Here is a 23,763-nt window from a genome sequence, read left to right as displayed (position 1 = left end):
TTACCAATGGATCAGCGTGACACCATTCAAATGGTCGCCCGGTCCGAGGATCTCGTTGGTGGGGTCGAGTCTGGCATCAAGCCCCGCGTCGCGCAGCCAGGCCACGAGTTGCGCGTCGGTCCGTCCTTGGATGGACTTCGCGAATACGGATGAGTTGCTGACGATCACACCCCGGGTGGCGTGTTTCAGATACCGGTGGAGGTAGTCGTCCTGGATCGCAGAGCTCAGTTCGGTGAATGCGTAGTTGGAGATCACCAGATCGATGGTGTCTTTGTTTTCCTCCCCGCTGGGGCGGGCGCAGCCCGTGAGGTTGTTTTCCGCGAGCATCCTGACAGCCGCGCTCTCCACTTGGGGCAGGTCGGCCAAGGTGGTGGTTGTCTTGGAAACGAGCGCGTTCATCGCCGCCAGTCCTCCGAACCCGACCCCGATTTCGGTGACATTCGATCCGGGCGAGAGATAACCGTTCCTCCCGAGCCAAAGTGCTGTCGAGAGATAGCGCAGTGTCGTGGGGCTGAAGGCCTGGGGCGTGCCGAGCAAAAAGCCGGGCCAGCGGATGGGATCTCCCCAGGAGTCGAGTTGTTTGACTCCCGGATCGTCCAGCCAGCGAGCGCCCCACTCACGAACCCGCTTGGCATAGAACCGGCCTTCAACCGGCCCGACGGTCTCCACGATGTCGCGGATGGCCGAGTTCCGTCGGAAGTTGCGGCTGTCGATCATGCCGTCCGCGAATGCCTGGCATGTCGTGACCCAGGGGGTGTTTTCGGAAATGCTGGTTCTGTCGTCCGGGCCGCCATCCGGAGCGTGGATGCCGGAAGGGAGGGAGGCGAGGTTCCCATACTCACGCCAGATGCGGTCGTGAACACGGTGCCAGATCCGGCGCTTCGGCACGGTGGAAGAGATTGGTGCGTTCATGCCTGGGAGGAGGTCCGCTTCCTGCCGGAGATGGCCACCCAGGCACCGATGCAGAGAACAAGCGCGGCCGTCGAAGCGGAGGTGATGAAGCCGGCGCGGCGCAGGGGTGGATTGTAACGCATTTCGATGACGTCCGCCTCGTCCGGAGAAGGATTCGGAAAAAGCATGCTGGCGTCCGGGGCCCGCAGCACGGGCTGCCATTCCGTTGCCGACCGGGCTTTGTATTCCCAGCCGTCATCTTCGTTTTCCGCGGTCCGGATCCAGCTCACTCCGGCGGGGACCTCCAGCAGGCGGTGGTTCTCCCCGCCGGTGGTTTCCTGGATCCGGATCATCGGCGGCCTGTTTCCGGAGAAAAACGCGTCCTTGTCGCCGGTGTTTTTGAACCCGGTGTTCCTGGCCACCTTGAGGGGATTGTCATAGAGATCCATGGACGGGCTGCTCCATATCTTGTTCCACTCTCTCGGGACGTCAGGATTGCCCGGCCAGGTGATCAAATGGGAAACTCCGGCCCGTCCTTGTTTTTCCGCATCGCCAGAACTTTCGTTGGGAAGAAGCATGCCATCCGGGACGATGGTGTCATAACCCGTGATCGACCCCACTCCGTACGGTGAAAGCGTGTTCGGGATGAACGGCGTGCAGGCCATGTGTCCCGTGGGATGCATCAGGGTGGTGACCCTGCCGCTGTGGCCGACCGATTCCTGCAATACCAGGGAATCGGCGGTGTCGGGGAAGAGGGGATGCCGCTGGGGATCGGTCCAGACGATCCATCGGGATCCGAACAAGCCGACCTCGGCGACCACGCAGCACACCAGCAGCCAGCTTCCCACCCTGCGGTGGTTCTCCCGCAGGGAAGCGTGCAGTCTGAAACACATCAGCGCGGCGACGAGCAGCAGCAGTGGCAACATCTGTTGCGGACTCCAGATCGAAAAATCATGAATGAGATTGTCAGTCCTTCTCGCCATCCAGCCGGAGAAATAGCCGAACGAACTCCCGCCTCCGATGGCGAGGATTTTCGTCCGTAGCGGATCGGTGATCCCCGGTTTGAAGAACAGGACCAGGCTGGCCGCCGTCCAGACAGCGATGCCGAGTCCCGCCACGGCGGAAGTGATCTTGAAGAGTTTCAACTTCGTCTCACGGCTCGCGGTTTCCATGAAATGGGCGAACGCCAGAATGCCGCCCAGAATGAAAAGCAGGAACAAGCGCTGGTAGAGAACCCGGACCAGCGGGGTCAGCGGCAGCAGCAGCCCCGTCCAGATGAGCACCCGTGCCAGCACCGGTGTCTGCCTGCGCCAGAAGGCGAGGAATGCGATCAACACCGGCAGGGAACCGAAATAGGCGACGAAAAACAGCTCACTCTTGAATCCCTTGAGAATGTCGATCGAGTCGCATCTCCCGAGAACCGATGGGAAGATCTGGAAGGGATAGGCAGCCAGGTTGAAAAGAGGCTGAAGCGCCCCCACGGGATAGATGCCCGCCGCCCTGCCATACATGCCGATGTGCAGCTTGAGACTGTCGCTCTTGAAGAACGCATCCACGCACGGCAGGAACATCATCGCGGCGAGTCCCAGCGCGAGGCAGCCCCATGCGGCATATCGGCCGAGAAGCTTGAGCAAGGATTTGACGAGTTCGGAGTCAGGGACTTTTCTGAATCGGGTTGAGACAAGCCGCCATGATTCCTCCACCCAGATGGCGACGATGGTGATGCAGGAGAATATCGCGTATTGGAGGTTGCCGCCCAGGAAAGCCAGTCCGATGAAGATCGGAACCAGTGCCCAGGTCCACCTTCTGCCTTTTCCGTAGGCATCCACCGCCCACAAAGCCCACGGTATCCAGCAGAACGATCCCAGCGCCCAGCGATGGTAGACCCATACCACGAACTGGGAATTCGCCGCATAGGCGAGGGCTCCGCAACAGACCCATGGCAGGCTGATATCCCTTCCGCGCAGGAAGAGGAACATGCCGGTCATCGCGACCAGCACCTGTCCCAGCAGTCCGAGATTCCATGCCTCCCAGAATCTCATGAAACGATGCAGTTGCATCGTCCAGTCGTAATAAAGGCCCATCGTGTTGGCATACTGGGCCGTTCCTCCATAGGTCATGGTGCTCCAGCCTACCCATCCCTCCCTGCGGTAGCTGTCCTGCGCGAATATCCGGTAAACGATGGATTGGTCCGCCCCATCCGAAACGAAGTGGTTTTTCACGACCGGGTCCGCGTTTTCCGGCCGCCAGGGGCGCATCATTTCGTTGGTGATGTCCTGGGGGGCGAGGTTGAGTCCTCCGATCAACCAAGGAGAGAACCAGGCCAGCACGATGATCGCGCATGCGAGGAGTCCACCTGCGGTTGATTTGTTTGAAAGCGTCATGAAGAAGTGGATGAGGGGAAAGCGTCAGTCGCGCCGCTCGGTTTTCAGTCCGAGAACACCGAGCGAAAAACTGCCGAACAGGAATTGGATGCCAAGTATAATCAGGGTGGATGCCGGGATGATGCGCCGCATGTTCGCGCTGTAGGAGAGTCCTTGGAACCCGGCGTGCTGCCACTCGAGAAAGGCCAGTCCGAGCAGCAGCATGCCGCCGGATCCCATCAGGATTCCCAGGACCAGCCCCCATTCGAGCGAGATGGCGTCAAGGACCCTGCGGAGTCTCCTGTTGGGAGGTAGGAATCCTTGCGAGACGGCGAATTCCCGGGTGAAGACCGCCAGCCAGAGCAGTTGGGTTCCCACGAGCAGGAACATGGAGCACACCATCATCGTGCCGACGTCGAGCACGGCCTTGCCAAAGATCATCTGTCCGAATGCGAGGGTGCCAAGTCCGACGGAACCCACTCCGGTGATGCCGATGCCGGGCATGAGGAAAAGCCAGCGCGGACTGAACAGCAGCATGAACCTCAGGTGGCGCCATCCGTCCCGCCAGCTCCGCAGGTGGGGTGCCCTGGATCTTCCGTCCGGGTGGAGCGTGATGGGCACCTCCGAGATCTTCAGTCCGGCCAGGGTCGCCTTGATCACCATTTCCGAGGCGAACTCCATTCCGATCGTCTGGAGGTTCATCACGCGGTAGCCTTCGCGGGTGAAGGCTCTCAATCCGCAATGGAAGTCGTTGGCGGGGCATTTGAAGAAGAGCCGGCCGATGAAGGTCAGCACGGGATTGCCGATCCACCGGTGTTTCCACGGCATCGCCCCCTTCGCGATCCTGCCTCCTCCACGGGGCATGCGACATCCCATGACGAGGTCGTCGCCCTCCTTGAGCTTCTCGATGAACGGGGTGATGTTGGAAAAATCGTAACTGTCATCCGCATCTCCCATCAGGATCCATTTACCGCCCGCGGCTTCGATCCCCGCGCGCAGAGCGCTGCCATATCCTTTTCTGGAGACGGAAATGATGCGCGCGCCTTCCTCCAGGGCGATCTCAGGCGACCTATCGGAGCTGCCATTGTCGGCGATGAGGACTTCTCCCCGGATACCGGCGGCATCAATGCCCTGCAGCGCTTTCCTGATGCATGTCGCCAAGGTCTCCTCCTCGTTGAGGCATGGCATGACAATGGTGACCAATGGGGTGTCGTTCATGAAATGGATTGATGCTTCAGCCGGGAATCGTGACCGTGTCACCCGACCGGTTTCCATCCGGCCGCTTGCTTTTCTCCGATGGGTGCGAGGGTTTTTTCAAACCAGACCGGAGGCATCAGCACCTGTTGGCCGCTCTTCTTGCCAAGCCACGCGGCCCACCATGAATAACTGCTGTTGGCGATGATGTGGTTTCCGGCCAGCGACATCAGGTGAAGATAGGTCAGCGGTGACGAGGACGGATCGGGTTCGATCACCGTGGTGTCGGATGAGGTGAAATGTCGGCGGCACCAGGACGGTTCGTCGGAGAAGACATGGAAACGCGGGCTTTCCATGCCGGAACGCATGTGTTCCATCGCTTTCGCGTAGTAGCCGGGGTCGCAGATGTCGAGATTGGGGTTGCCGGTATAATCGGTCCGCCGGACATGGATCGCCACCGAGCCGGGAGCGCGGAGTTGTTCGGCCAGACGCTCGTGTCCGTCCTCCAGACCGAGGTCGTGGGTGGAAAGCTCCTGCCGCAGGCTGGCTTCGATGCTTTCAAAATAAAGCGGCGTTTGGAAATAGCCGAAGAGCATGCAGTCCGCGGGCGCTTGCAGGAACCGGGGGTCGAATGATTGGTCGCTTTCGCTTTCCCGTAGAACGGGAACTCCGCGATACTCCCAGTAATGTCTGCCGGTTGCTTTCAGGAGGAGTCTCGCTCCCAATGAACAACGCCGGACCACCTGCGCCTTTCCTTCTCTCAAGCCGGGCAGCCGCTTGATGCATTTCACCTGATCCCATCCTTCCCGGTTGAACCAGGACCCGTCCATTACCAGCGGGACGCCGTGCCTGTCCGCCAGAACCCGTCCCATGGCATACTGGAACAGGTTGTTGCCCAAACGGCCGAGCATGACGATGCGAACCATGGAATCTGCGTGGTCTTGGTGAAAATCGGGGGACAGGCATCATGAAGTCCGGTACCTGCGGAAGGCCGTGACCATCTTCTCCACCACCGCATCCGTCGCGTAGGCTTTTCTCAGCTTCAATCCGCAGTCCCGGATTTCATCCGCCGTCATGGACATGACCTCGTCGAGCGCCGTGAAGAGTGATGCCCGGCTGTCCAGGCTGAACGCTCCCTTGTGGGTGGTCACTCCGAGGATCTCCTCCACCGATGTTCCGGACACGAAACAAACCGGGGTTCCGAGATAGTAGGCCTCCAGCGCAGGCAGGCCGAAGCCTTCGATCTCCGAAGGCAATATGAGGGCCCGCGCCCCCAGATACGCGGCTTGCAGCGCGTCATCCTCAAGGAAGGGCCGTTTGATGATGGTGCGGGAGTCATCCAGCAGGTGTGAGGCTTCCGGTGGAAGAGGACCTATCAGATGCAGCATGGGCAGTTCCATTCCCTGCGATTCCGCTTCCTTCCACCAACGGATGAGCTGGGCCGTCCGCTTGTGTGGTTCGCAGGATGCCAGATGGATGACATAGTTGCCTTTGGCGGGTGAAAGCGGCTGCGGAACCTCCTCATACAGGCAGGGCTCGTAGGTCACCGAAATCTCCTTGGCCGGGATCTGGTGGCGTTTCATGAACTCGCTGATCTGGGTTTTCGACGATTCGGAAACCGTCAGGATGCAGTCAGCGCTCTTCAGGGTATGCTTGAGCATGATGGTCCAGTACCGATATTCCCACGGTCTCCGCCATTCGGGATAACGGTCCTTGTCATATTGGATGATGGTATCGTGGATTGTCACGACGGACGGACTGCAGAACGGACTCAGGAGCGGGAGATAGCCTTTCGGATAGTAATAGATATCCGGTTCCGTCCGGATCCGGTTGAAAAGCGGATGGAAGTGGTCGGTCAGCAATCTCACCCACTTTTTGCGGGTTCCCCACGGCAGGATACGGATGGAATTCACGTTTTCGGGAGCCTGCTGGGAAGTTCGCGAGGCGATGGTCGTTATATCGAGTTCGTCATTTTTCTGTAATGCCTCCAATACGACCTGCGACATTCTGGAAATGCCGAAACTCCGGTCATGCCCCGGGTTCTGGTCGGCCAGATAGGTCGTGACCGTGAGTTTGTCCTTGGGACGGACGGCGTGCCCTGGGGATGCCTCATGACGACGGCCGTCGGTTTCCGCTACGATCTCTTCACAGATCCGTAGGAAATGGTCCCTCCATTCGCCCGGACCGGCCTGCTCCTTGAGCCATTGCCGTCCGGCTTGGCCGCGTGCCGCACGGACTGCGGCTCCGGCGTCCTCGGCGGCAATGATGACCCGTGCGAGGTCGGCGGGGTCACCGGGTGAGTGTGACCAGCCCGTGACTCCATCAGCGATGGTTTCGGTCAATGCGCCGGAACGCGCTCCGATCACCGGTCTTCCGGCGGCATAGGCCTCGTAGGCCGTCAGTCCGAGAGGCTCCCACCAGATGGATGGGACCAGAAGCGCCCGGCAGCGGTTCAGAAGATCCTGTTTTTCCGTCCCGCCGACGAAGCCCACACATCTCACATTCTTCAACCGTCCGGCCCGTTCCAAAAGATGCCGCTCCTCCGGACCGGTCCCGGCGATCACCAGGCCGGGGCAGCGGGGGCCGAGTTTGTCTTCAAGTATCTCCCATGCCTCCACCAGGTTGAGCACCCCCTTCTCAGAGACCAGTCGTCCGAGATACAGATAATATGGCTTTTCGTTTCCAACGAGCGGTTCCTGCCCCGCGTCCCAGCAATGTCGCAACAGCTCGATCTTTCCCGCCGGGATCCCGGCCTCCATGAATTTGTCCTTCATGAAGCGTGACGGGGCTATCCACCGGTCCACGCAATCCAGCAGGCCCCGGGAAATCGCCAGCTTGAGATGGAGGGAGAGAACGGCGGTCTTGAGCCGGGAGTCCTGCCACGCCCCGCTTATGATCTCCGGCAGCGGATTTCCGTGCAGCGCCGCATCGTTGACTTTCGTGCCGGTCCACAATGTCCCCCCCGGACTGAAAGGCCGGAAGTTATGTGTGTATTGCATGACCGGAATGCCAAGTCCCCGGGCCTCCTGATAAAGCCCGAACGAGCCTACGGGGATGACATTGTGGAAAAGAAGGACATCGGGAGCGAACCGCCGGGCATGGGCCCGGAGCTGTGCCCTTGAGTCAGGGTTGTCCGCCATCAAAAAAACCTGCTTCAGGGGGGACGGACCCGCACCCTCGATCCAGTCGTCCGTGCGGAAACGCAATTCGTCGACTGTTGCGGACGACGCAAGAAGATCGGGAATCCCGTCCACCCACGCTTCCTCGCCACCGCGGAAACGGTATTGGTTGAATACCTGGAGAATTTTCATGGATACGCTTTTTTAGACCAAGCGGAACGGGACCTGGATTTCGGTTCGGGCAGGCACGGAGCGGAGGTCCCTCCTCGGTTCATTGGTCTGGAAATGCCTGATCAAGGTAGGTCACGAGCTCAAGGGTGAAACGCTGCTGGGCTTGATCCGTGAAATGTACCAGATCGGCGAAATCGGCGGCCTCCGGTGTGAAAAATGATGCCCCTTCCCGCAGGATCATGTGGTCGGGGTGGCGGGCCGCGAGGTCCGACAGATAGTGTCGCAAATGGGGAACCACCGTCGGGTCCAGGTATTTCCGCATCGCCGGATGGGTGTGTCCCTCGATCACCAGAATTTCGCACCCTTTGGCGGAAAGCTCCTCCACCATGCGGGTGAAGGCCGCCTGCTCGAAGGCGGAGGTTTCACCAATATCCAATTGGGGAGCCCTCCTGCGGGCTTGCTCTTCGAGATCGGTTTCCAGCGACTGGTCGAATTTTTTCTGGGTGACATGGGTGATGTCCCAGCCGAGGACCCGGTGTGAAATCGACTTTTGATACCGATACAGGGGAAACACTCTCCCGATCAATCCGCTCTGGACCGCCTTCGGGACGAGGAAGTCCCAACCGTTCCATTCGACGGCATCCGGGATTTCGGAGAAGTTCATGAACTCCGCGGCGACGATGCCGCTGCCTTTGCCGTAGAACATGATTTCAGAAAGGTAGCAGATCATGAGATCCCCTTTTTTAAACGGAATATCCCGGGAAAGCGTGAGCATGTCGAAGCCGCGTGCGCCGGGTTGTGCCAGTTCGGTGGTCCACAGGCGCCTGCCGATCCGCCGGTTCATCAGCACCTCGTCGATCGCGCGGTTGGTCTGGCTGCTGCCAAGGAGGATCGCCCGGGGCCTGCCGCTGGTTTCCTCCATCAGCGCCCGCTTGATGTGATATTGGGCGAAGTTGTCAACATTGCCCTTGTCGTAGAAAATAGCCCAGAAAAGCACGGTGGATCCTGCGGCGAGCGCCATGACATTCAGAAGTAGAAAAATGACAGCTCCCATGGCCAGTCCTCTCGCGGGCCGGAGCCGCGGACTGCTTCCCAGCCATTTCCAGAAGACCGCTGCGGCGAACGCGCACAGGATCGTTAGTGTGAAAAGTTCCATCGCTTCCGCCATCCGCCCGTGAACGAACGCGGATGGATCGTCGGATTTCCCGTCGATCACCTTCGATATCGTGCCATGGAAACGGGAGGCGGCCGATTCCGCCACAGTTTTCCCCAAGGCGAGAAACCCTGTCCACGCACAGCATAGGATGGCTCCTGCCAGCACTGCCGTTCGTTTGAATGATACGGACACGGATCAGAATTGGAAATAGATGAATGACGAACCGTCAAACACCCCGAGCGTTGAGATCAGGACCAGGACCGCGGCGACGGCGGTGGCCTGCCTTCCACCTGTCCAGGTGGAGAAACAATCCATCGCCGCATGCTTCCACTGGAGGACCAGGACCAGCGAACCGAGCAGCAGGATCGGCCAGGCGAAGCCGCCGGCCTGGGCCGGCGGTATCCACAACGTGGCGAGATAGCCGGAGATGACATTCCATTGGCCGATCTCCGCCGGCACGGTTCCGGAACGGAAGAGCAGCCAGCCGATGCAGGTGAGATGGAAAAACAACGCCACGCCCATTGCTTTCAGAAAAAACACCCCCGGCCCTGATGCGGCAGGTGTTCCCGTCGGGACCTTCCGTTTGACGGAGTCCCAGCCACGATGCAGCACGAGGAGGATGCCGTGATAGAATCCCCAGGCCAGGAACGCGATCCCCGCACCGTGCCACAGTCCTCCAAGGACCATCGTGATCATCAGGTTCCGCGTGGTCCTGAACGCGCCGTGCCTGTTTCCCCCGAGCGGGATGTAAAGGTAGTCACGGAGCCAGACCGAGAGGCTGATGTGCCAGTGCCGCCAGAAGGCCGCGGGATTGGAGACGAGGTAGGGTGCCTTGAAATTGTGAACCAATTCGAAGCCCATCAGTTTGGCCAGTCCCCGGGCGATGTCCGAATAACCGGAAAAATCTCCATAGATTTGAAAAGCGAACGCATACAGCACCAGCCATGAGGCGGCATCGGAAAATGGTGGTTGGCCGGAGGAGAATCCCGCGTCCACAAACGGGGCGAGCCGGTCGGCGATCACGATCTTCTTCAGATAACCCACCAGACACAGCCAGATGCCGTCGATCACCTGCTCCCTCCGGATGACTCTGGGCCTCACGCACTGGGGCAGGAGATCCTTCGCCCTCACGATCGGTCCCGCCACCAGATGGGGGAAGAACGAAACATAGAGCATGAAATCCAACGGATTCCGCACGGCCTTCAGTTCGCGCCGGTAGACGTCGATGGTATAACTCATCGACAGGAAGGTGTAGAAGGAGATGCCCAGGGGCAGGATGACGTGAAGCGTCGGCAGGTCGGCCCGCATGCCGAACGTGTTGAGGATGTCCGCGAGTCCCTCCGCGAAGAAATCGAAGTATTTGAACACCCCGATCACTCCGAGGTTCAACGCCATGCTGAATGCGAGAAACCCTTTTTTCCTTGAAGGATCGGAGGTGGCCTCAAGCCGTAACGCGCACCAGTAATCGAAAAAAGTGGTGAACAGGAGCAGGCCCAGGAAACGCCAGTCCCACCAGCCGTAGAACACGTAGCTCGCCACGACGAGCAGGACGTTCTGCGCCCTGTGCCGCAGGCGGTAATAAAACGTCAGGACGATCGCCAGAAAGACGAGGAATGCGATCGAATTGAAAACCATCGGACGTGGGTCGCAAAAAAATCAGGAGAGCCTGCCGTGGGCCAGCAGCCTCTTCATCACGCGGCGGACCTGGAACAACCTCCGCAGCAGCTTCAGAACGGATGGGTTTTTCAGCCCACCCGGTAGCCGCCGCAGGTCGATATGTTCCCGCTGGGCTTTCAATCCTTCGTCGATCATCCGCTGCCAGTGCTTTTGTGTGGTGCTGTCCTCATACCAGCGGAAATGCGCGAGGGCTTCGGGGATATAGGCGAACCGGTAGCCCTTCCGCAGCAGCCTCAGGTAGTATTCCCAGTCCATGCAGTTGCGGTAGGTCACATCCAGCAGGTTTCCGTCCGCGATGATTTCCCGGCGGTAGAAGGCCGAGGTGGAGGGGATGATACAGCCCACGAAAAGCAGGTCCCACTCATCCACCGGGGTGTCGAGCTTGCGACGGATCACCGTTTTGTCCTCGCGGACATAGACGCAGTCGCCGTGCACCACGTCCGCCGATGGATGGGCGCGGATGAAGTCCACCACCTTTTCCAAGGCTCCGGGAAGCAGATAGTCGTCACAGTTCAGCCACATCAACCAGTCTCCGGTCGCCTGGAGGAAGCCCTTGTTGATGCCGTCGCTCATTCCATCGTCCTTCTCGCTTTTCCATTTCAAATGAGGGTGGCGGGCAAGGACTTCGAGGGTTTCATCGGTCGATCCCGCGTCGGTCACGATGTGCTCCACCTCGACTCCTTTTTGGGCGAGAACGCTCTCGATGCAATCGGTGAGGAACCTGCCCTGGTTGAAGCTGGGAGTGATGATGGAGAATTTCATGTGTTTCACACGACCGGGGCGGGCCTCGCTCCGATTCCTGGCGCGGCACAGGCCGGGGCGGTCTTTCTGACGCGGCGCCAACTACGAAAAACCGGAGCCTCCCAACGCGGCATGGATTCCTTCAACCGAAGGTGAGGTAGAAATTGTTGTCCGCGGGAAGCGAATGGCTGTAGCCCAGCTCCAAAAGAAATTGCTCCAGTTCCTTTCGTGTGCTGCCGAACCTGTCCAGGTTTTCATCGTTGGCCTCCACGACAATGGCGGGCTTGTTCTCCACCAGCCAGTTTTTCATGCCCTTGAGTGCTTTCATCTCGGCACCTTCGATGTCCATTTTCATGATCGAGGTTCTTTCGGTTGTCGTCCGGGATTGTATCCACTCGTCCCAGACTTCGACACGGACATTCGCTATGGCGGTGCCCGATGCGTCTTCTCCCGCCGCCGTATTCGCGAGATGTGAAAGTCCCGAGTTTTCGGAATGGCAGATCAGAGGCAGCCAGCCCGGTTCGTCACTCAGCGCCATTTCCAATACTTCCAATCTGGATGCGACGTTGTTGTCCTCCGCCGATTTCCTGAGTGATCGCGCGATATCCGGGTTGGGTTCCACCGCCAGAATCCTGCAGTTCGGGGAAGCGCTGGATGCGATGATCGAGAAATAGCCGAAGTTCGCCCCCACATCCAGGAACTGGCAGCCGGGTTTGAGGTGGGCCAGGATGAAACCTTCTGTTTTTTTCTCAAACTCACCCCACAGGCGGATGTAGTCCGACATATATTCCGACCCATGGACATTGAGAGACTGGCCCGTTTTCAATCTTGCCGGCGCGGGCGCCGGCCGGACCACGAGAGGGAATATTGAGTTCGACTTGAGCGCGCCCAGTATCCGGTCCCTCCCCTTTTCGAGCGGATAGAGTCGGATCAGATTGGTGATGATTTGCTGTATCATGATTCAGGCTTTTCGGGTGTCTTTTCTGGTGGGGACCATGCCGCGTTCCGAGTGGTATCGGAGCAGCGTGCGCACCATTTGATATCTGCGATAGAAGGAGGAACGTTTCCATGTGGGGAAATTGTCAAATTTCCGCATGATGCTCTCATTTTCCGATACGAATTTGGCTTGTGCAGAAACCGATTTGCTCTCCGGGTGTATGCGGAAAACCGAAACGAGGTCGTGGACATGACGGATCGCGTCCGGGCGCGCTTGAAGCCGCTGTCCCGCTCTCAGGAAAAAGTCGTAGTCGAAACTATAGTTCAATGCCGTGTCCAGGCCTCCTACCGAGTCGTAGAGTCTTTTGGTCCAAACCGAGGAAGGCTGGGGGATCATCAGGTAGAACAGCAGCGCGATTTCAAAATCGAACGATATCTTCAATTTGGCCTCTTTCGTGCCATCGGGCAGCAGAATGGAGTAGTCGCCATAACACAGGTCCAGCTGTTCATCATTATCGAACATGCCAATCATGCGCTTCAGGGCGCCCGGTTCGAAATAGTCGTCACTGTTGATCCAGCAAAGCAGGTCCCCGCTGGCGGATGAAAAACCTTCGTGAATCGCGGAAGACTGGCCGGCGTCCTTGTGGGAGCGCCAGCGGGCGAGGTGTCTTTCGTGTTTTTTGATGATGTCGACGGTTCCGTCGGTAGAGCCGGCGTCGAGGATGATATATTCGAGATCTTCTATTCCTTGGGAGAGGACGCTGTCGATGGTTTGTTCGATGAACTGGGCCTGGTTCAGAACGGGAGTGACAACTGTGATTTTGTTTTTTTTCAAGGAGTTGCTGAGCTGGGGTTTGTTGTATCCGCTGCCGCTCTCAGGCATTCTGCCGGGAAGGGGCCAGCGCCTTTTCGTAAGCCACCCGGACATGTCGCAGGTATTGGGGCTTGGAATAGCTGTCAAGAATCCTGTTCTTGGCGGCTTCCGCTTTTTTGCGCAGCATCCGCCGGTCGGAGTCCGCCTGGATGATCGCATCCGCGATCTTTTCCACAATGACGGGATTCGCCGCGACAGGAATTTTCCAGCCACATTCCGGCGTGACGATTTCTCCCGGCGCGCTGGTGTCGAGAACAACGGGAGCCACTTGGTGCAACATGGAGTCCACCATCGTCATGCCGATGTTCTCCCTGAAGGAGGGGAAAAGGAAGATGTCGCTTTTGTTGAGAATGTCACGGTAGTCGGCCCCCTTCAACAGAGGGAGGAAAGTCACCCTGTCCTCGATCCCCAGCCGGGCGACGTTCTTTTGCAGGTGGGCAACCTCCGGACCGGGGCCTGCGATCCGGAACACGACGTCCACCCCCCGGTCGCGTGCCCGTGCGATGGCCGCGAAGGAGAGGGCGATCCCTTTGGAACCGATGATGCCACCACCGTAGAAACAATTGAGGGGGCCGCTCTCGGAGAGAAGTGAATCCGGCCCGCCTTGTTCCGATGGCTCGAAATAAGTGGGAAAGACCACTTGCACCGGCCGGCTGGTGAACTTGTTGAGGAAATGCCGGGTTTCCTGGTTGGAGGCCAGCACCACGGTATTCCGCTCCAGGCTTCTGCGGAAAGAGGGTGAAAGGGAGTACAGTTTGGAGATCATCGTGCGGAGACCCTCAGTGATCTTGGCTTCGGTGCTGAGCATCCCATAAGCCGAGAACGGAACGTTCCCCGCGCCGCCAACCGGACCCCATACAGAGGGAATACCGGTCTTGTAAAACGGGGAGCCCATCCGCCAGGTGGAATAGGTGACGTGATGGACCAGGTCGAAAGCGTCGGACCGGTGCTCCCGGATGACCGCATCCACGCACTCATCGAGCCAGATCCGATAGTAATGCCAGTTCATCAGGCGGGCGATGGCCTGGTTCCTGTTGTGCTGGTGCGTGCGCCCGACAAACACGAACCGCGCGTCGGCGATGGATTTTTCGACGTTTCCTGATTCCAAATGGTCCAGAATCTCGTGTTCGTGGTTGCAGTGGACGAAAACCGTCAGCCGATGCTGTTCCGAGAGGGCGACAACGGCTTTCCAGGCAAGGCCCAGCTCGGATCCCTGGCTCGGGCTGCAGGCAACTGCGATGAGGGCGATGTGCGTGCGGGATGTCATGAGGGATTTTTCCGTGAGCGGAGGATCTGGATACTGCGGGTGGCCACCCATGCCCACATTTCCAAGCTATGCCAACGCATTTTCGGCAGGCAGCCGACGACAAACCACAGCCATTCCCGTATCGGGTGTGTTACGAAGGTCACTTGGATCGCGCGATACGCCCGAACCGCGTTTTCTCCGTCCAGATTCATGAAACGTTCGCAATGATTGGCGGAGATCTTCTGGCTGAGCGCTTCCTGGGTCGCCGCCTGTTGTTTGGAAATCGAACTGGAATGGACCCGGAAGTCCAGCGAAGGTTCCGGAACTCCGATGATCCGACCGTGCTCGATCATCCTGCCCCAGAGAGCGAAATCCTCGGCGTGCCGTTCTTCCGGCCTGTAACCTCCGCATTCGAGAAACGCGTCTTTCCGGAACATCACCGTGGGATGGATGATGGGGCATTGGAAACAAAGGCGCAGGGCGATCAGCGCCTGGCTCCTGATGAAGCGCCCCGCCTTCGTGACGTAGGCGGGGTCTCCGAAAATGGTGACATGCGTGTGGCAGATGACCGCCCGCGGGTTTTTCCCGACGGCGGCCCATTGTCGCGCGAGCCGCTCGGGATGTGAAACGTCATCCGCGTCCATCCGGGCGATCCATCGTGCCCGCGATTCGGCGACTCCGCGGTTCAGCGCGATGACGATCCCTTCATGCTCCAACGTGATGACGCGTATCCGCGAATCAAGTGAAGCGAATCCGGCGAGGATTTCAGGCGTCCTGTCGCTGCTCCCGTCATCGAGGATGATGAATTCGAAATCACGGAACGTTTGACCGAGGATGCTCCGGACCGCCTCCTCAAGGTATCGTTCCCCGTTCCATACGGGCATGATGATGGAAACAAGGGGTGTCACGGCATTGATGCGAGTTCATGGTACATTTCGGCATGGGCGGCGGCAACCGCTTCCACCGTGAAGCGCCGCAAGGCATCCTCGCGACCCGCCGCGGCCAGGATGGCGGATCGTTCGGGATCGCGGTGGATCTCCAGCAATCGTTCCGACAGCTCTTCCTCATCATTGCTGGTGAACAACAAGCCGGTTGTTCCATGACGGACCACGTCGGGGATTCCTCCCGCGTCCGATCCGATGCAGGCGACTCCCGCCGCCATGGCCTCCGCCAGCGCCAGTCCGAAATTTTCCTGGAGGGATGGGAGCACGGCACATGTCGCGACCCTCAGGGATGCGAGGATCGTTTCGAGGGTGGACTTGCCGTGGAAAACGCACCACGGACGGGACTTCAAGCTCTCGATGAACGCTTGCCCGTAGGGGTGCCCTTCATTGCAATCTCCGAAAAAATGGATTTCGCAGTCCGGAAATTCGGCGTGGAGCCTGTCACCAGCCCTCACCAGGAGGATGGTGTTTTTCCATTCGCTTACAACGGACATGCAAACCACGTAGGGGCGGCCGGAAGGTTTGTTGATCACCTTGAAAAATTCCGGCGAGACGGCGTTCGGGATGATCCATGTCTTCCGCGCGCGTTTGGAGACGCTCTTTTGTGTGTGGCGGGAGATGCAGTGCACGCCGGAGACCCGGCTCAAGGCGAATTTTTCCAATCTTGATGCCAGTCCGAGATAGGAGAACGGCCTGGCTTTCATGGAGGTTGCGATCTCCGTCAAATTGCCATGCAGGGTCAATATCGAGGGGACGCGTGACAAGGCTGCCACGAATCCCGATTCCCGTTCTGTCCCCTGTGCGTGGATTTGGACGGGGCGGGTCCTTCTGAGGTACCGTAAAAGAGCGAGGGCGCGACCGAAGAATGGGCCGCCCATGCCCGGGAGGGGACAGTTGTCATACGCGACGGGGACAAAATGAAGGTTGCCGTCCCAGCGGTCCTCGCCTTCTTCGGGGCGTCTGCGTCCGTATAAGATTTCGATCTGGAGATCTTCGCGGTTTTTCAGTCCGGCAAGCAGGTTGTGGACGGCATTGTGCAGGACCGGAGAGGGCCGGCGTCTGTCGCTTTCGACATAACTCGAAACCTCATTCGCGTCGACGACCAACATGGCGATCTTCAGCGGGGGCCGGGGAGATCGAGTCCCCGCATCCGGATGGGTGGAGCGAGATCTGTCGGCGGAGAAACTCATGCAATTGAGAAAATGCGTTCCATTGCGGTTCTGATGCGTCCGTAGTAGTGATCGATGGTGTAGTTTTCCAGAATGCGCGCGCGGGCGGCGTCTCCCATGCTCATGATTTTTTCCGGATCTTCGAGGAGTGGCCGGAGTTTCCGATCAAATTCCTCATCGGTGAACGAAGTGAGGTGTACTCCGGAAACATCATCCACGGCGGCCTCGCATGCGCCGGTGTCCGTGCTGACGATGGCCGCAAGTCCGCTGCTCATCGCCTCAAGGACGGAGAATGGAAGGCCTTCTTCATAAGAGGGAAGCATGTATAGATCCAAACTCTGGAGCATTTTCTTCAGTGCGGCCCCCTTGAGCACCCCATGGAGTTTGTAGTTACCATCGCTTTTCGCCAGCATTTCGGCGGCTTCCGGATTTTCTATGGGGCCGACGAAATGCACCTCGATCGGCAAACCCGAGCGTTTCGCCCATTCGGCGATCCGGATGACCCGCCACACCCCTTTGCGGAAGCCGATCATTCCGACGACTCCGATCCTTATGGGGCGGCCCCGCGCGACCTCCCGTGGCATCCGGGGAAATTCCCCGGTATCGATCCCGAAGTCGCAATCGTGGATTTTCGCGGGATCGAAACCGTGGTCCAGATAGGATCTGCGCACCGTGGCGCTGCACGAGAGCACCGCATCCGCCAGATCCGTCTGTTCGATTTCATGCAAAACGGAGTCGGGTGTTTTCTCGGTGAACGACAACCCCGCTTCGCGCCTCGCCCTCTGTTGGTAATGAAAATGCTCGAAAGGATGCATGGAACCCCGTTCAAGGATGAGCTTGCGTCCTGTGGGCTTCAGATGGGAAAATAAAAACCGGTGGACGGTCCCGTTGGACCAGACCGCAGGAGCGAGGTCGCTGTGGGATCTGACCCATCTGGCAAGTGTTTTGGGTTCGTCCATCGCCAGAAAGGACGGGAGGTTGTATTTGCTCCGCGCGTGATTCCATACCGTCGCCACAGGGAACGATTTGACGATGTCGGCGGGGATGCCGCTACGGGTGTAGCGGAACTTTGGGAACCCTCCGTATAAAGTCCCCATACAGCCGAGCCGCTGCAGGGCGAATATCGGGTAAGGCATGGGTCTCCACTGCCGTTCGTAAATCACATCCACTGGTGGTAGCATGGTCATAAAAAATTCAATTCGCTTTCAAGTGATGTCACTGTTTGCGATGGATGGAACGCCATCGACTTTCGTCGTCCCACTGTTCCAGAGAGGAGGATGGCCTCCCTGTGGCCTTGATGAAGTCTGCCAGAAGCAGTTCCCCGCGTGAGGGTGACGGTTGGCTATTTCCCTGGACGGAGATGGCGCAGGCTATCGGTCATGGGAACGAATCCGCCACCTCCCGGGCCTTGCCGGGAGGTGGCGTGGTTGGATTTCCGGTATCAGGAGGCTCGTTGCCGGGTTTGAGCCGGTCATCGCCACCCGCCGACGCTACGGAAGTCCCGGTTGCAAGACCCCGCACGAACGGGTTTGGCAGAGAAAGTTGTTCATCGGCGGGGAATGGTATTTTCCACGATGTGCCGCAGCCGCGGGTGCCTTGCCGGGATCGGGGGGCGATGGTGACGGTTCCTGTAGGGACTTCATCCGGAGAGTCCGGCATTCATTTGAAGTCCGCCTTCACCTTGAAGGTGTTGATCGCGCTGTGGAGTTCCGCGGATCCATTTCCCCCGCCAAGCCAACGTGAGGCGATGACCGTCATGCTGTCATCGGGTCCGACCACCACGTCCGGATATTGGATTCCCTCGGCGGAGCCATCAGGAAGGTCCCAGGGGAGCAGGGATTGAATTCCTTCGATTTCCCCGTTGTTGACCAGCCAGGCGGTGAGTTTTTCCCTTTGTGTGGTGGAATTGTTTCCGACAATAACCACTTTTCCGTCAGATGGTCGCTTGTATCCGCACACCCGCGATCCTAAAAGCCCCTGGCTCGGCATATTGGCGCAAGGAATGGCGGTCGGTTTCAGAGCTGTCCAGGTCCGCCCATCGTCGTTTGAAGTCGACCGGTAGATGGCTGTCCGGTCCGTTCTCCAGTAGCTTGCCAATGTCCCGTCTGCCTCGATGATGGCGAAGCCTTCGCCGGCGCGATTGGCAAACTGGGGAATGTTCGCGGGCTTCCAACTGGTTCCCCCGTCATCACTGTAACTGATCATGTTCTTCCAGATGGAGGATGATGTGTGCCAGCATGCCACGATTCTTCCGCTGGGAAGGGTGAGCATGTGGTTCAAAAGCAAACCGTTTTCAAACAATACCTGAGGATTGTCCGACAGTGTGAAGCCGTTTTGTGTGATCGAAACCAGCTGTTTTTTGACCTTGTAAAGGTCGTTGGTGATCGAGAGATAGGTGAGCCAGATTTGATCACCCACCTGGTTCAGCACAGGTCCGACATTGGCTTCGCCGGGTTTTGTGGTGATGACCGTCACGCTTGGTCCCCATACGCCACGGCTGTTTCTGATAGCCATCCGGATCACGCCATCGGCGGTTTCATGGCTCGAGGCGATTTGCCAGGCCGCAAGCACCCGCCCGTCAGGAAGCTGCGACAGGCTGGGGATATGCAGCCCGAGCTTGTTGCGTTCGTAGTCCAGGAGGGCGGAGGTGGAGTCGATGGTGGGATTCTCAACGCTGGAAAATTCGGAATTGAGAGTGTGGCCCGGGAATGAGTTGTAAATGCCGGCCCTTATCGAGGCCGTGGGATTGACCCCCTTCCAGCGGGAGATGGGAAACCAAACCGCGGAGTCGACCTTCGCACCCATGTCGGAGAACAGGCCGCCTTGGATCCATGAGCTGAAGCCATCCGGTTCCTTGCGGATCATCGCCCTGTAGCGGGTGTTCGTGGCGATGATCTGGGTCATCTCCACCCATTGTGAGCCAGAACCGGAATTGGAAAGGATCCGGTTGTAATAGTTGTTGGCGGTTCTTTGGAGCGTCAGCGACATACCGCCTGTTCCCATCAAGCCATTCAGGCTTCCGGTGGAGGTGAAACCCATGATGCTGTTCACATCTCCCTGCCCCGTGGTCATGAAGGACATGATCGAGGACTGCCCTCCGCTTGCGGCGACAGGCGGGTTGAGCAATCCCCTGTAGTTGCCTGCAACTCCTCCTCCCCAAACGATGCCTTCCGCGGTGACCTCCCCCGTGGCGTTGCCGCTGAGAACCACGCTGGTGGAACCGGTGGAGGCATTGTCCAACACCTGGCCATTGACCAGTCGTTGACGGTTTTGGTTCGACAGGATGAGTTTCGAGCGTGTCGTTTCCCTGGCTTGGCCGGATGGATCGGCCGTGCCGGATTCCGCATTGAAAGGGTCGGTCCCCCGTTGGAGTTCGACGATATTGGCGATTCCGTCTTGATCGAAGTCCGCAGTCTCGGGATTGGCCGTGCTTTCGTCGGTATAGATCTGCCGGATGAAGAGGTTCCTGTTGGCGGCTGCGTCGAACCCGTCCTTGAGAATTTCGCCTGTTCCCTTTTGGACCTGCGGAGAGTATTCCCAATGGACGAGATCGGTGGAGTATTGCAGGAAATAGGTCCTGTCAGGCACTCCCGGCCAGGAGGCTTTCAAGACCTTGCCGGTAGGGCTCAGGGAACAGCTCATTTCCGCGGGAGAGACTCCGAAGGCCTGGGGGGCGAGCATGCCCAGTGCCGCCAAGCCACAGATCCGCTCGAACAATGCCCGCGATTTCGAGCGGAGAGTCCGGGGAGAGGGAGAGGGTTTTTGATAGTCTTTGGGATTTTTCATCTGCATCAGGGGGGAGCCCTAGATTACACAAATGAATTCAAAACGAAATCGGGGAGGAGACTGAAATGAAAGCGGGGGATTCCCCTACAAAAACAAGAACGGGAGGCGATCACCTGTCGTCGTAAGACCTGACCCACAGCACCGCCTGTTGCATGAGCTGGACACCATCCTCCAGCTGGAGCTTTTCCTTGATCCTGGCCCGGTAGCTTTCCACGGTTTTGATGCTCAGTCCCAAGGTCTCCGAAATGCTCCGTGTGCTGTTGCCGCGGCCGATCATCTGGAAGATTTCCAGCTCCCGGTCCGCGAGGCTTTCGACGGGGGAAATCTCGCTGCCATTGCCTTTGGCAATGCGCTTCAGCATTATTCCGGCCAGTTTCTCGCTGACGTAGATCTGCCGGTCGATGACCTTTCGAATGGCATGGAGTATCTCGTTGCTGTTTTCCTGTTTGTTGATGTAGCCGAATCCGCCCGCCCGCAGGACACGTTCCGCATACAGTCCCTCATCATGCATGGAAAGAACCAGCACCGGGGTGCCCCACTTGCGGGCCTTGATATCCTTGATCAGTTCCAGACCGCTTGATGATTTCAAACTCAGATCGACAACTGCGATATCGGGCTGGGTGTTTCCGATGCCTTCGATGGCCTGTGAGGCGTCGCTGGCCTCGCCACAGACCTGAAGGTCCGGCTGCTGGTCGATCATCAGGGCGAGAAGCTCCCTGACCATGGGATGATCGTCCACCAGGAAGACACGTTTGACCGATTGATCCATGTTTTACGATACGAGTGGGATTTTGCAGCTGATCCGGGTTCCCTTGTCATCCTGCGAGATGATTTCCAGTTTCGCCCCAGCCAGATTCGCCCGATAACGCATGATTTGGAGACCGATTCCGGGCTCCGTTTTGCAAGATGAGTCAAGACCGATCCCGTCATCAGACACCTCCACTATAAGCTGGTCCGCCTCCCGGGCAAGCAGGATGTGGATATTATCGGTTTTCGCGTGACGGACCGCATTGCTGACGGCCTCCTGTGCGATCCGGTAGAGATGTCCGGCGGCTGCTGTGCCGAGTGTGAAGCGGTCTCCCGTTTGTTGATAGTGGCATTGCACATCCATCCGTTCGGTGGTGGTGGATGCCAGCAGCCCCAATGCGACATCCAGCCCCTCTTCGATCCCCATCGGATAGAGTCCGCGTGCGAGATCCTTGGTTTGCTGGATGCCTTCGCGGATGAGTTCCCCGATTTCCGATGCCTTCCCCGCCTGCCGGGGGAGGTTCATCCGCTCCAGTTCGGTTTTGAATGTTCCGACTGCGAAAGCCACACCCGCCAGATGCTGGCAGACTCCATCGTGGAGATCATGGCCGATCCTGCGTTGCTCACGCTCGCTGGCTTGTGAGATCTGGTTCTCGAGGTTTCGTCGTGATGTGAGATCGTTGAGGACGAGCACCGTACCGGTCCGGTCGGCATTTTTGCCCAAGAGGGGAAGGGCGGTCAGCCCGAGCCGGATCCCGTTGCCGGCGTTGTTGGTGCGGCTCAGGGGAATCTCTCCATACCCGGAGTGCTGGCCGGAAATGCTTTTACGGAGCAGCTGCCGGTCATGTGGACTGCCGGCAGCGGGATCAAGCAGTCCCTTTTCGATCCCGTCCACCCAATCCTCCGCGGAAATCCCCGGACTGATCTCACCGAAAAGCCTCCCTGCGGCCGGATTGAAGACGATGATCCGTCCTTCCCTGTCCGCGACCACCACGCCGTCACGCATGCTGTCCAGAATCGAGGTGAGGATTTCTTTCTGGTTTTGCAGAGCCGCCTCGGTCAGGCGGCGGATCCTGACCTCCGATGTCAACAGGGCCGTCAGGCAAAAGATGGAGAGCCGGATCGCTGAATTCCAATAGACGATGAAAGGACGGGAGTAGTGCTTGGGCCCCAACAGTTCCGCCGCCAACCAAATGCCGGCGGCCAGGAAGGCAAGCGACAGGGATGCTTTTCTTCCTCCATACCATGCTGTCAGAATGATTCCCGGGAGATAGAATGCCGACAAGGCGAGTTCGGAACCGGTCAGCCAGTCGACAAGACCGCAGCACAACACCCAGATGACCCCGGCAGACGAAGGCGGGACGAGCGAATGCAGGGGTTTGATTTCAGAGTGATTCACGGAAAAGATGGGAGGGGGGACCCGGAATCAGACGAGCATGTTTCCACCTGTCATTCCGATCAAACCCAGTTCCGCCAGCCGGTCATCAGGCACGACGACAGGGGCGTTCCAGGGGCCGGATGTCCATTGGTCGAGATGGGGCTGCCATTTTCCGGGTGAATCGATGAGAACTCCGATGCCGTGCTCCCTGAGTTCCTGCGAGGCTTCGTATCGTTCCGGGGCCGCGCAGGTCCAGAAGATGCCTCTCCCGCACGCGGCGGCTTCCAAGGCGACCGTGGACCATGAGGATGCGATCGCATCGCACCAGCGCAGATCATCTTCCAGTCCGGCACCGCTTATGCCGAAAGCCGTTGCTCCCGCCCGTTCCATGGCGAGCAGGGCCTCTTCCACCGGCTCCCGGGGGTGGAGGCGGATCCTCACGTCTGCTTTTCCGATCAAGCCCGCGAGAATCCTATAGTCCTCATCCCGTCTCTCCCGGGTGTAGTCTCCCTCAGCGGGTTGGGAAAAGAAAGCGATACGGGGGCGGGTTCTGCCATCCCTGGAGGGAGGGGAAATCGTTTGATGGATTTTTTCCAAACGCGGATGTCCGTGGCAGTGGATCCGTACCGCGGGATCCACCCGTGGACGGAACCATGCTTCGTCGATTTTGGAGAGCAGGATCAGATCCGTCGCCTGGGTGAGCTGGTAGGTGGGGAGCCGCTGTCCGTGCATTACATGGATGACGTCCGCACCCGTCTCCCTGGCCCATCGGACCAATGCCTTCGAGTCGGGAGCCAGTTCATAAGTGACATACAAGGAACGCAGACGGGGTTCTTCGCCGCGCAGCCTCGCGAGCCCGAGTTCCATGGTGAAGATTTGCTCGATGAGGCGGGGGTGGAATGCCGGCGGCAGGTTTTCTTCACGAGGAACGCACTTCGCCAGAATCCTGGCAAGCCGCCGGTGGGTTTTGAACGCGGTCAGAAGGGAGCGAGAACGCTGTCGGAAGCCGAGTTTCCTGAGGTTGTTGGAAAAATCAAAAGGGACCGCCGGGAGATTTGGAAGTCCGGCGTCCTCACCATAAATCCGGACGCTTTCGGGATCAGACGCTTCGATCAAAGGAATGAGCGAGTCCCTGTGAGCGGGAGTGGGAAGAAGGCGGTAGCCATCCACCGGAGACCGGGATTTTTTCCCTTCGCCGTCTGGGGCCGGACTGAGATCGCGTGAAGAGAAGAGTTGCAGGAGCGCCCAGACACCCCACCATGAAAGCCCGCCTTTGAGCCGGTTCTCCACCACCGGGCCGGCGTTCCATCTCATCACGTGGATGAGGTCGGTCCAATACACGAGAACAGGATCATTGGATTCTCCCCGGAA

General features: G+C 58.8%; 19 protein-coding genes. All 19 read right to left on the bottom strand.

Features of this window, described 5'->3' with window-relative positions; all coding sequences use genetic code 11:
• The 19 genes from JIN84_RS02225 to JIN84_RS02135 all read right to left on the bottom strand — a co-directional run bounded on the left by JIN84_RS02225 (position 1) and on the right by JIN84_RS02135 (position 23,733).
• On the bottom strand, positions 1-912 hold the full coding sequence (locus JIN84_RS02225; RefSeq protein WP_200349377.1) for a class I SAM-dependent methyltransferase: 912 nt from the start codon (positions 910-912) through the stop codon (positions 1-3).
• Complete coding sequence (locus tag JIN84_RS02220) at positions 909-3,275, bottom strand: glycosyltransferase family protein (RefSeq protein WP_200349376.1); 2,367 nt, start codon at positions 3,273-3,275, stop codon at positions 909-911. The genes JIN84_RS02225 and JIN84_RS02220 overlap by 4 nt, the downstream gene beginning before the upstream one ends.
• 24 nt (positions 3,276-3,299) lie before the next feature.
• Positions 3,300-4,514 (bottom strand): glycosyltransferase family 2 protein, encoded by a 1,215-nt coding sequence (locus JIN84_RS02215; protein WP_425563432.1) that lies wholly within the window; start codon positions 4,512-4,514, stop codon positions 3,300-3,302.
• Positions 4,511-5,374: an alpha-1,2-fucosyltransferase gene (locus JIN84_RS02210; protein WP_200349374.1), complete on the bottom strand. Its 864-nt coding sequence runs from the start codon at positions 5,372-5,374 to the stop codon at positions 4,511-4,513. The genes JIN84_RS02215 and JIN84_RS02210 overlap by 4 nt, the downstream gene beginning before the upstream one ends.
• A gap of 39 nt (positions 5,375-5,413) precedes the next feature.
• Positions 5,414-7,759, bottom strand: a complete 2,346-nt coding sequence (locus JIN84_RS02205; protein WP_200349373.1) for a glycosyltransferase — start codon at positions 7,757-7,759, stop codon at positions 5,414-5,416.
• A 79-nt stretch (positions 7,760-7,838) separates the two neighbouring features.
• Positions 7,839-9,086: a glycosyltransferase family protein gene (locus JIN84_RS02200; protein WP_200349372.1), complete on the bottom strand. Its 1,248-nt coding sequence runs from the start codon at positions 9,084-9,086 to the stop codon at positions 7,839-7,841.
• Positions 9,087-9,089: 3 nt separating this feature from the next.
• Positions 9,090-10,529: an MBOAT family O-acyltransferase gene (locus JIN84_RS02195; protein WP_200349371.1), complete on the bottom strand. Its 1,440-nt coding sequence runs from the start codon at positions 10,527-10,529 to the stop codon at positions 9,090-9,092.
• Positions 10,530-10,550: 21 nt separating this feature from the next.
• A complete protein-coding gene (locus JIN84_RS02190; protein ID WP_200349370.1) occupies positions 10,551-11,333 on the bottom strand; it encodes a glycosyltransferase family 2 protein in 783 nt (260 codons plus the stop codon).
• A gap of 121 nt (positions 11,334-11,454) precedes the next feature.
• Positions 11,455-12,270 (bottom strand): FkbM family methyltransferase, encoded by an 816-nt coding sequence (locus JIN84_RS02185; RefSeq protein WP_200349369.1) that lies wholly within the window; start codon positions 12,268-12,270, stop codon positions 11,455-11,457.
• A gap of 3 nt (positions 12,271-12,273) precedes the next feature.
• Positions 12,274-13,083, bottom strand: coding sequence for a glycosyltransferase family 2 protein (locus JIN84_RS02180; RefSeq protein WP_200349368.1), 810 nt, complete (start codon positions 13,081-13,083; stop codon positions 12,274-12,276).
• 40 nt (positions 13,084-13,123) lie between these two features.
• Positions 13,124-14,389, bottom strand: coding sequence for a glycosyltransferase family 4 protein (locus JIN84_RS02175; RefSeq protein WP_200349367.1), 1,266 nt, complete (start codon positions 14,387-14,389; stop codon positions 13,124-13,126).
• A complete protein-coding gene (locus tag JIN84_RS02170; RefSeq protein WP_200349366.1) occupies positions 14,386-15,276 on the bottom strand; it encodes a glycosyltransferase family 2 protein in 891 nt (296 codons plus the stop codon). Before JIN84_RS02170 ends, JIN84_RS02175 begins: the two co-directional genes overlap by 4 nt.
• The gene (locus tag JIN84_RS02165) at positions 15,273-16,421 is read right to left on the bottom strand and encodes a glycosyltransferase family 4 protein (RefSeq protein WP_200349365.1); all 1,149 of its coding nucleotides are present in this window, start codon (positions 16,419-16,421) and stop codon (positions 15,273-15,275) included. Before JIN84_RS02165 ends, JIN84_RS02170 begins: the two co-directional genes overlap by 4 nt.
• Before the next feature lie 77 nt (positions 16,422-16,498).
• Positions 16,499-17,617: a glycosyltransferase family 4 protein gene (locus tag JIN84_RS02160; protein WP_200349364.1), complete on the bottom strand. Its 1,119-nt coding sequence runs from the start codon at positions 17,615-17,617 to the stop codon at positions 16,499-16,501.
• A gap of 241 nt (positions 17,618-17,858) precedes the next feature.
• Positions 17,859-18,140 (bottom strand): hypothetical protein, encoded by a 282-nt coding sequence (locus JIN84_RS02155; protein WP_200349363.1) that lies wholly within the window; start codon positions 18,138-18,140, stop codon positions 17,859-17,861.
• Positions 18,141-20,267, bottom strand: coding sequence for an exo-alpha-sialidase (locus JIN84_RS02150; protein WP_200349362.1), 2,127 nt, complete (start codon positions 20,265-20,267; stop codon positions 18,141-18,143).
• Positions 20,268-20,376: 109 nt separating this feature from the next.
• Entirely contained in the window at positions 20,377-21,036 is a 660-nt protein-coding gene (locus tag JIN84_RS02145) for a response regulator transcription factor (RefSeq protein WP_200349361.1), read from the bottom strand.
• A 3-nt stretch (positions 21,037-21,039) separates the two neighbouring features.
• A complete protein-coding gene (locus tag JIN84_RS02140; protein WP_200349360.1) occupies positions 21,040-22,413 on the bottom strand; it encodes an ATP-binding protein in 1,374 nt (457 codons plus the stop codon).
• 27 nt (positions 22,414-22,440) lie between these two features.
• Positions 22,441-23,733 carry a hypothetical protein gene (locus JIN84_RS02135; RefSeq protein WP_234043144.1) on the bottom strand — a complete coding sequence of 431 codons (1,293 nt, stop codon included), beginning with the start codon at positions 23,731-23,733 and terminating at the stop codon, positions 22,441-22,443.
• Positions 23,734-23,763 lie beyond the last annotated feature (30 nt).

Source organism: Luteolibacter yonseiensis, assembly GCF_016595465.1.
GTDB classification, from domain to species: domain Bacteria; phylum Verrucomicrobiota; class Verrucomicrobiia; order Verrucomicrobiales; family Akkermansiaceae; genus Luteolibacter; species Luteolibacter yonseiensis.
This window is presented reverse-complemented; position numbering and strand designations above follow the sequence as displayed.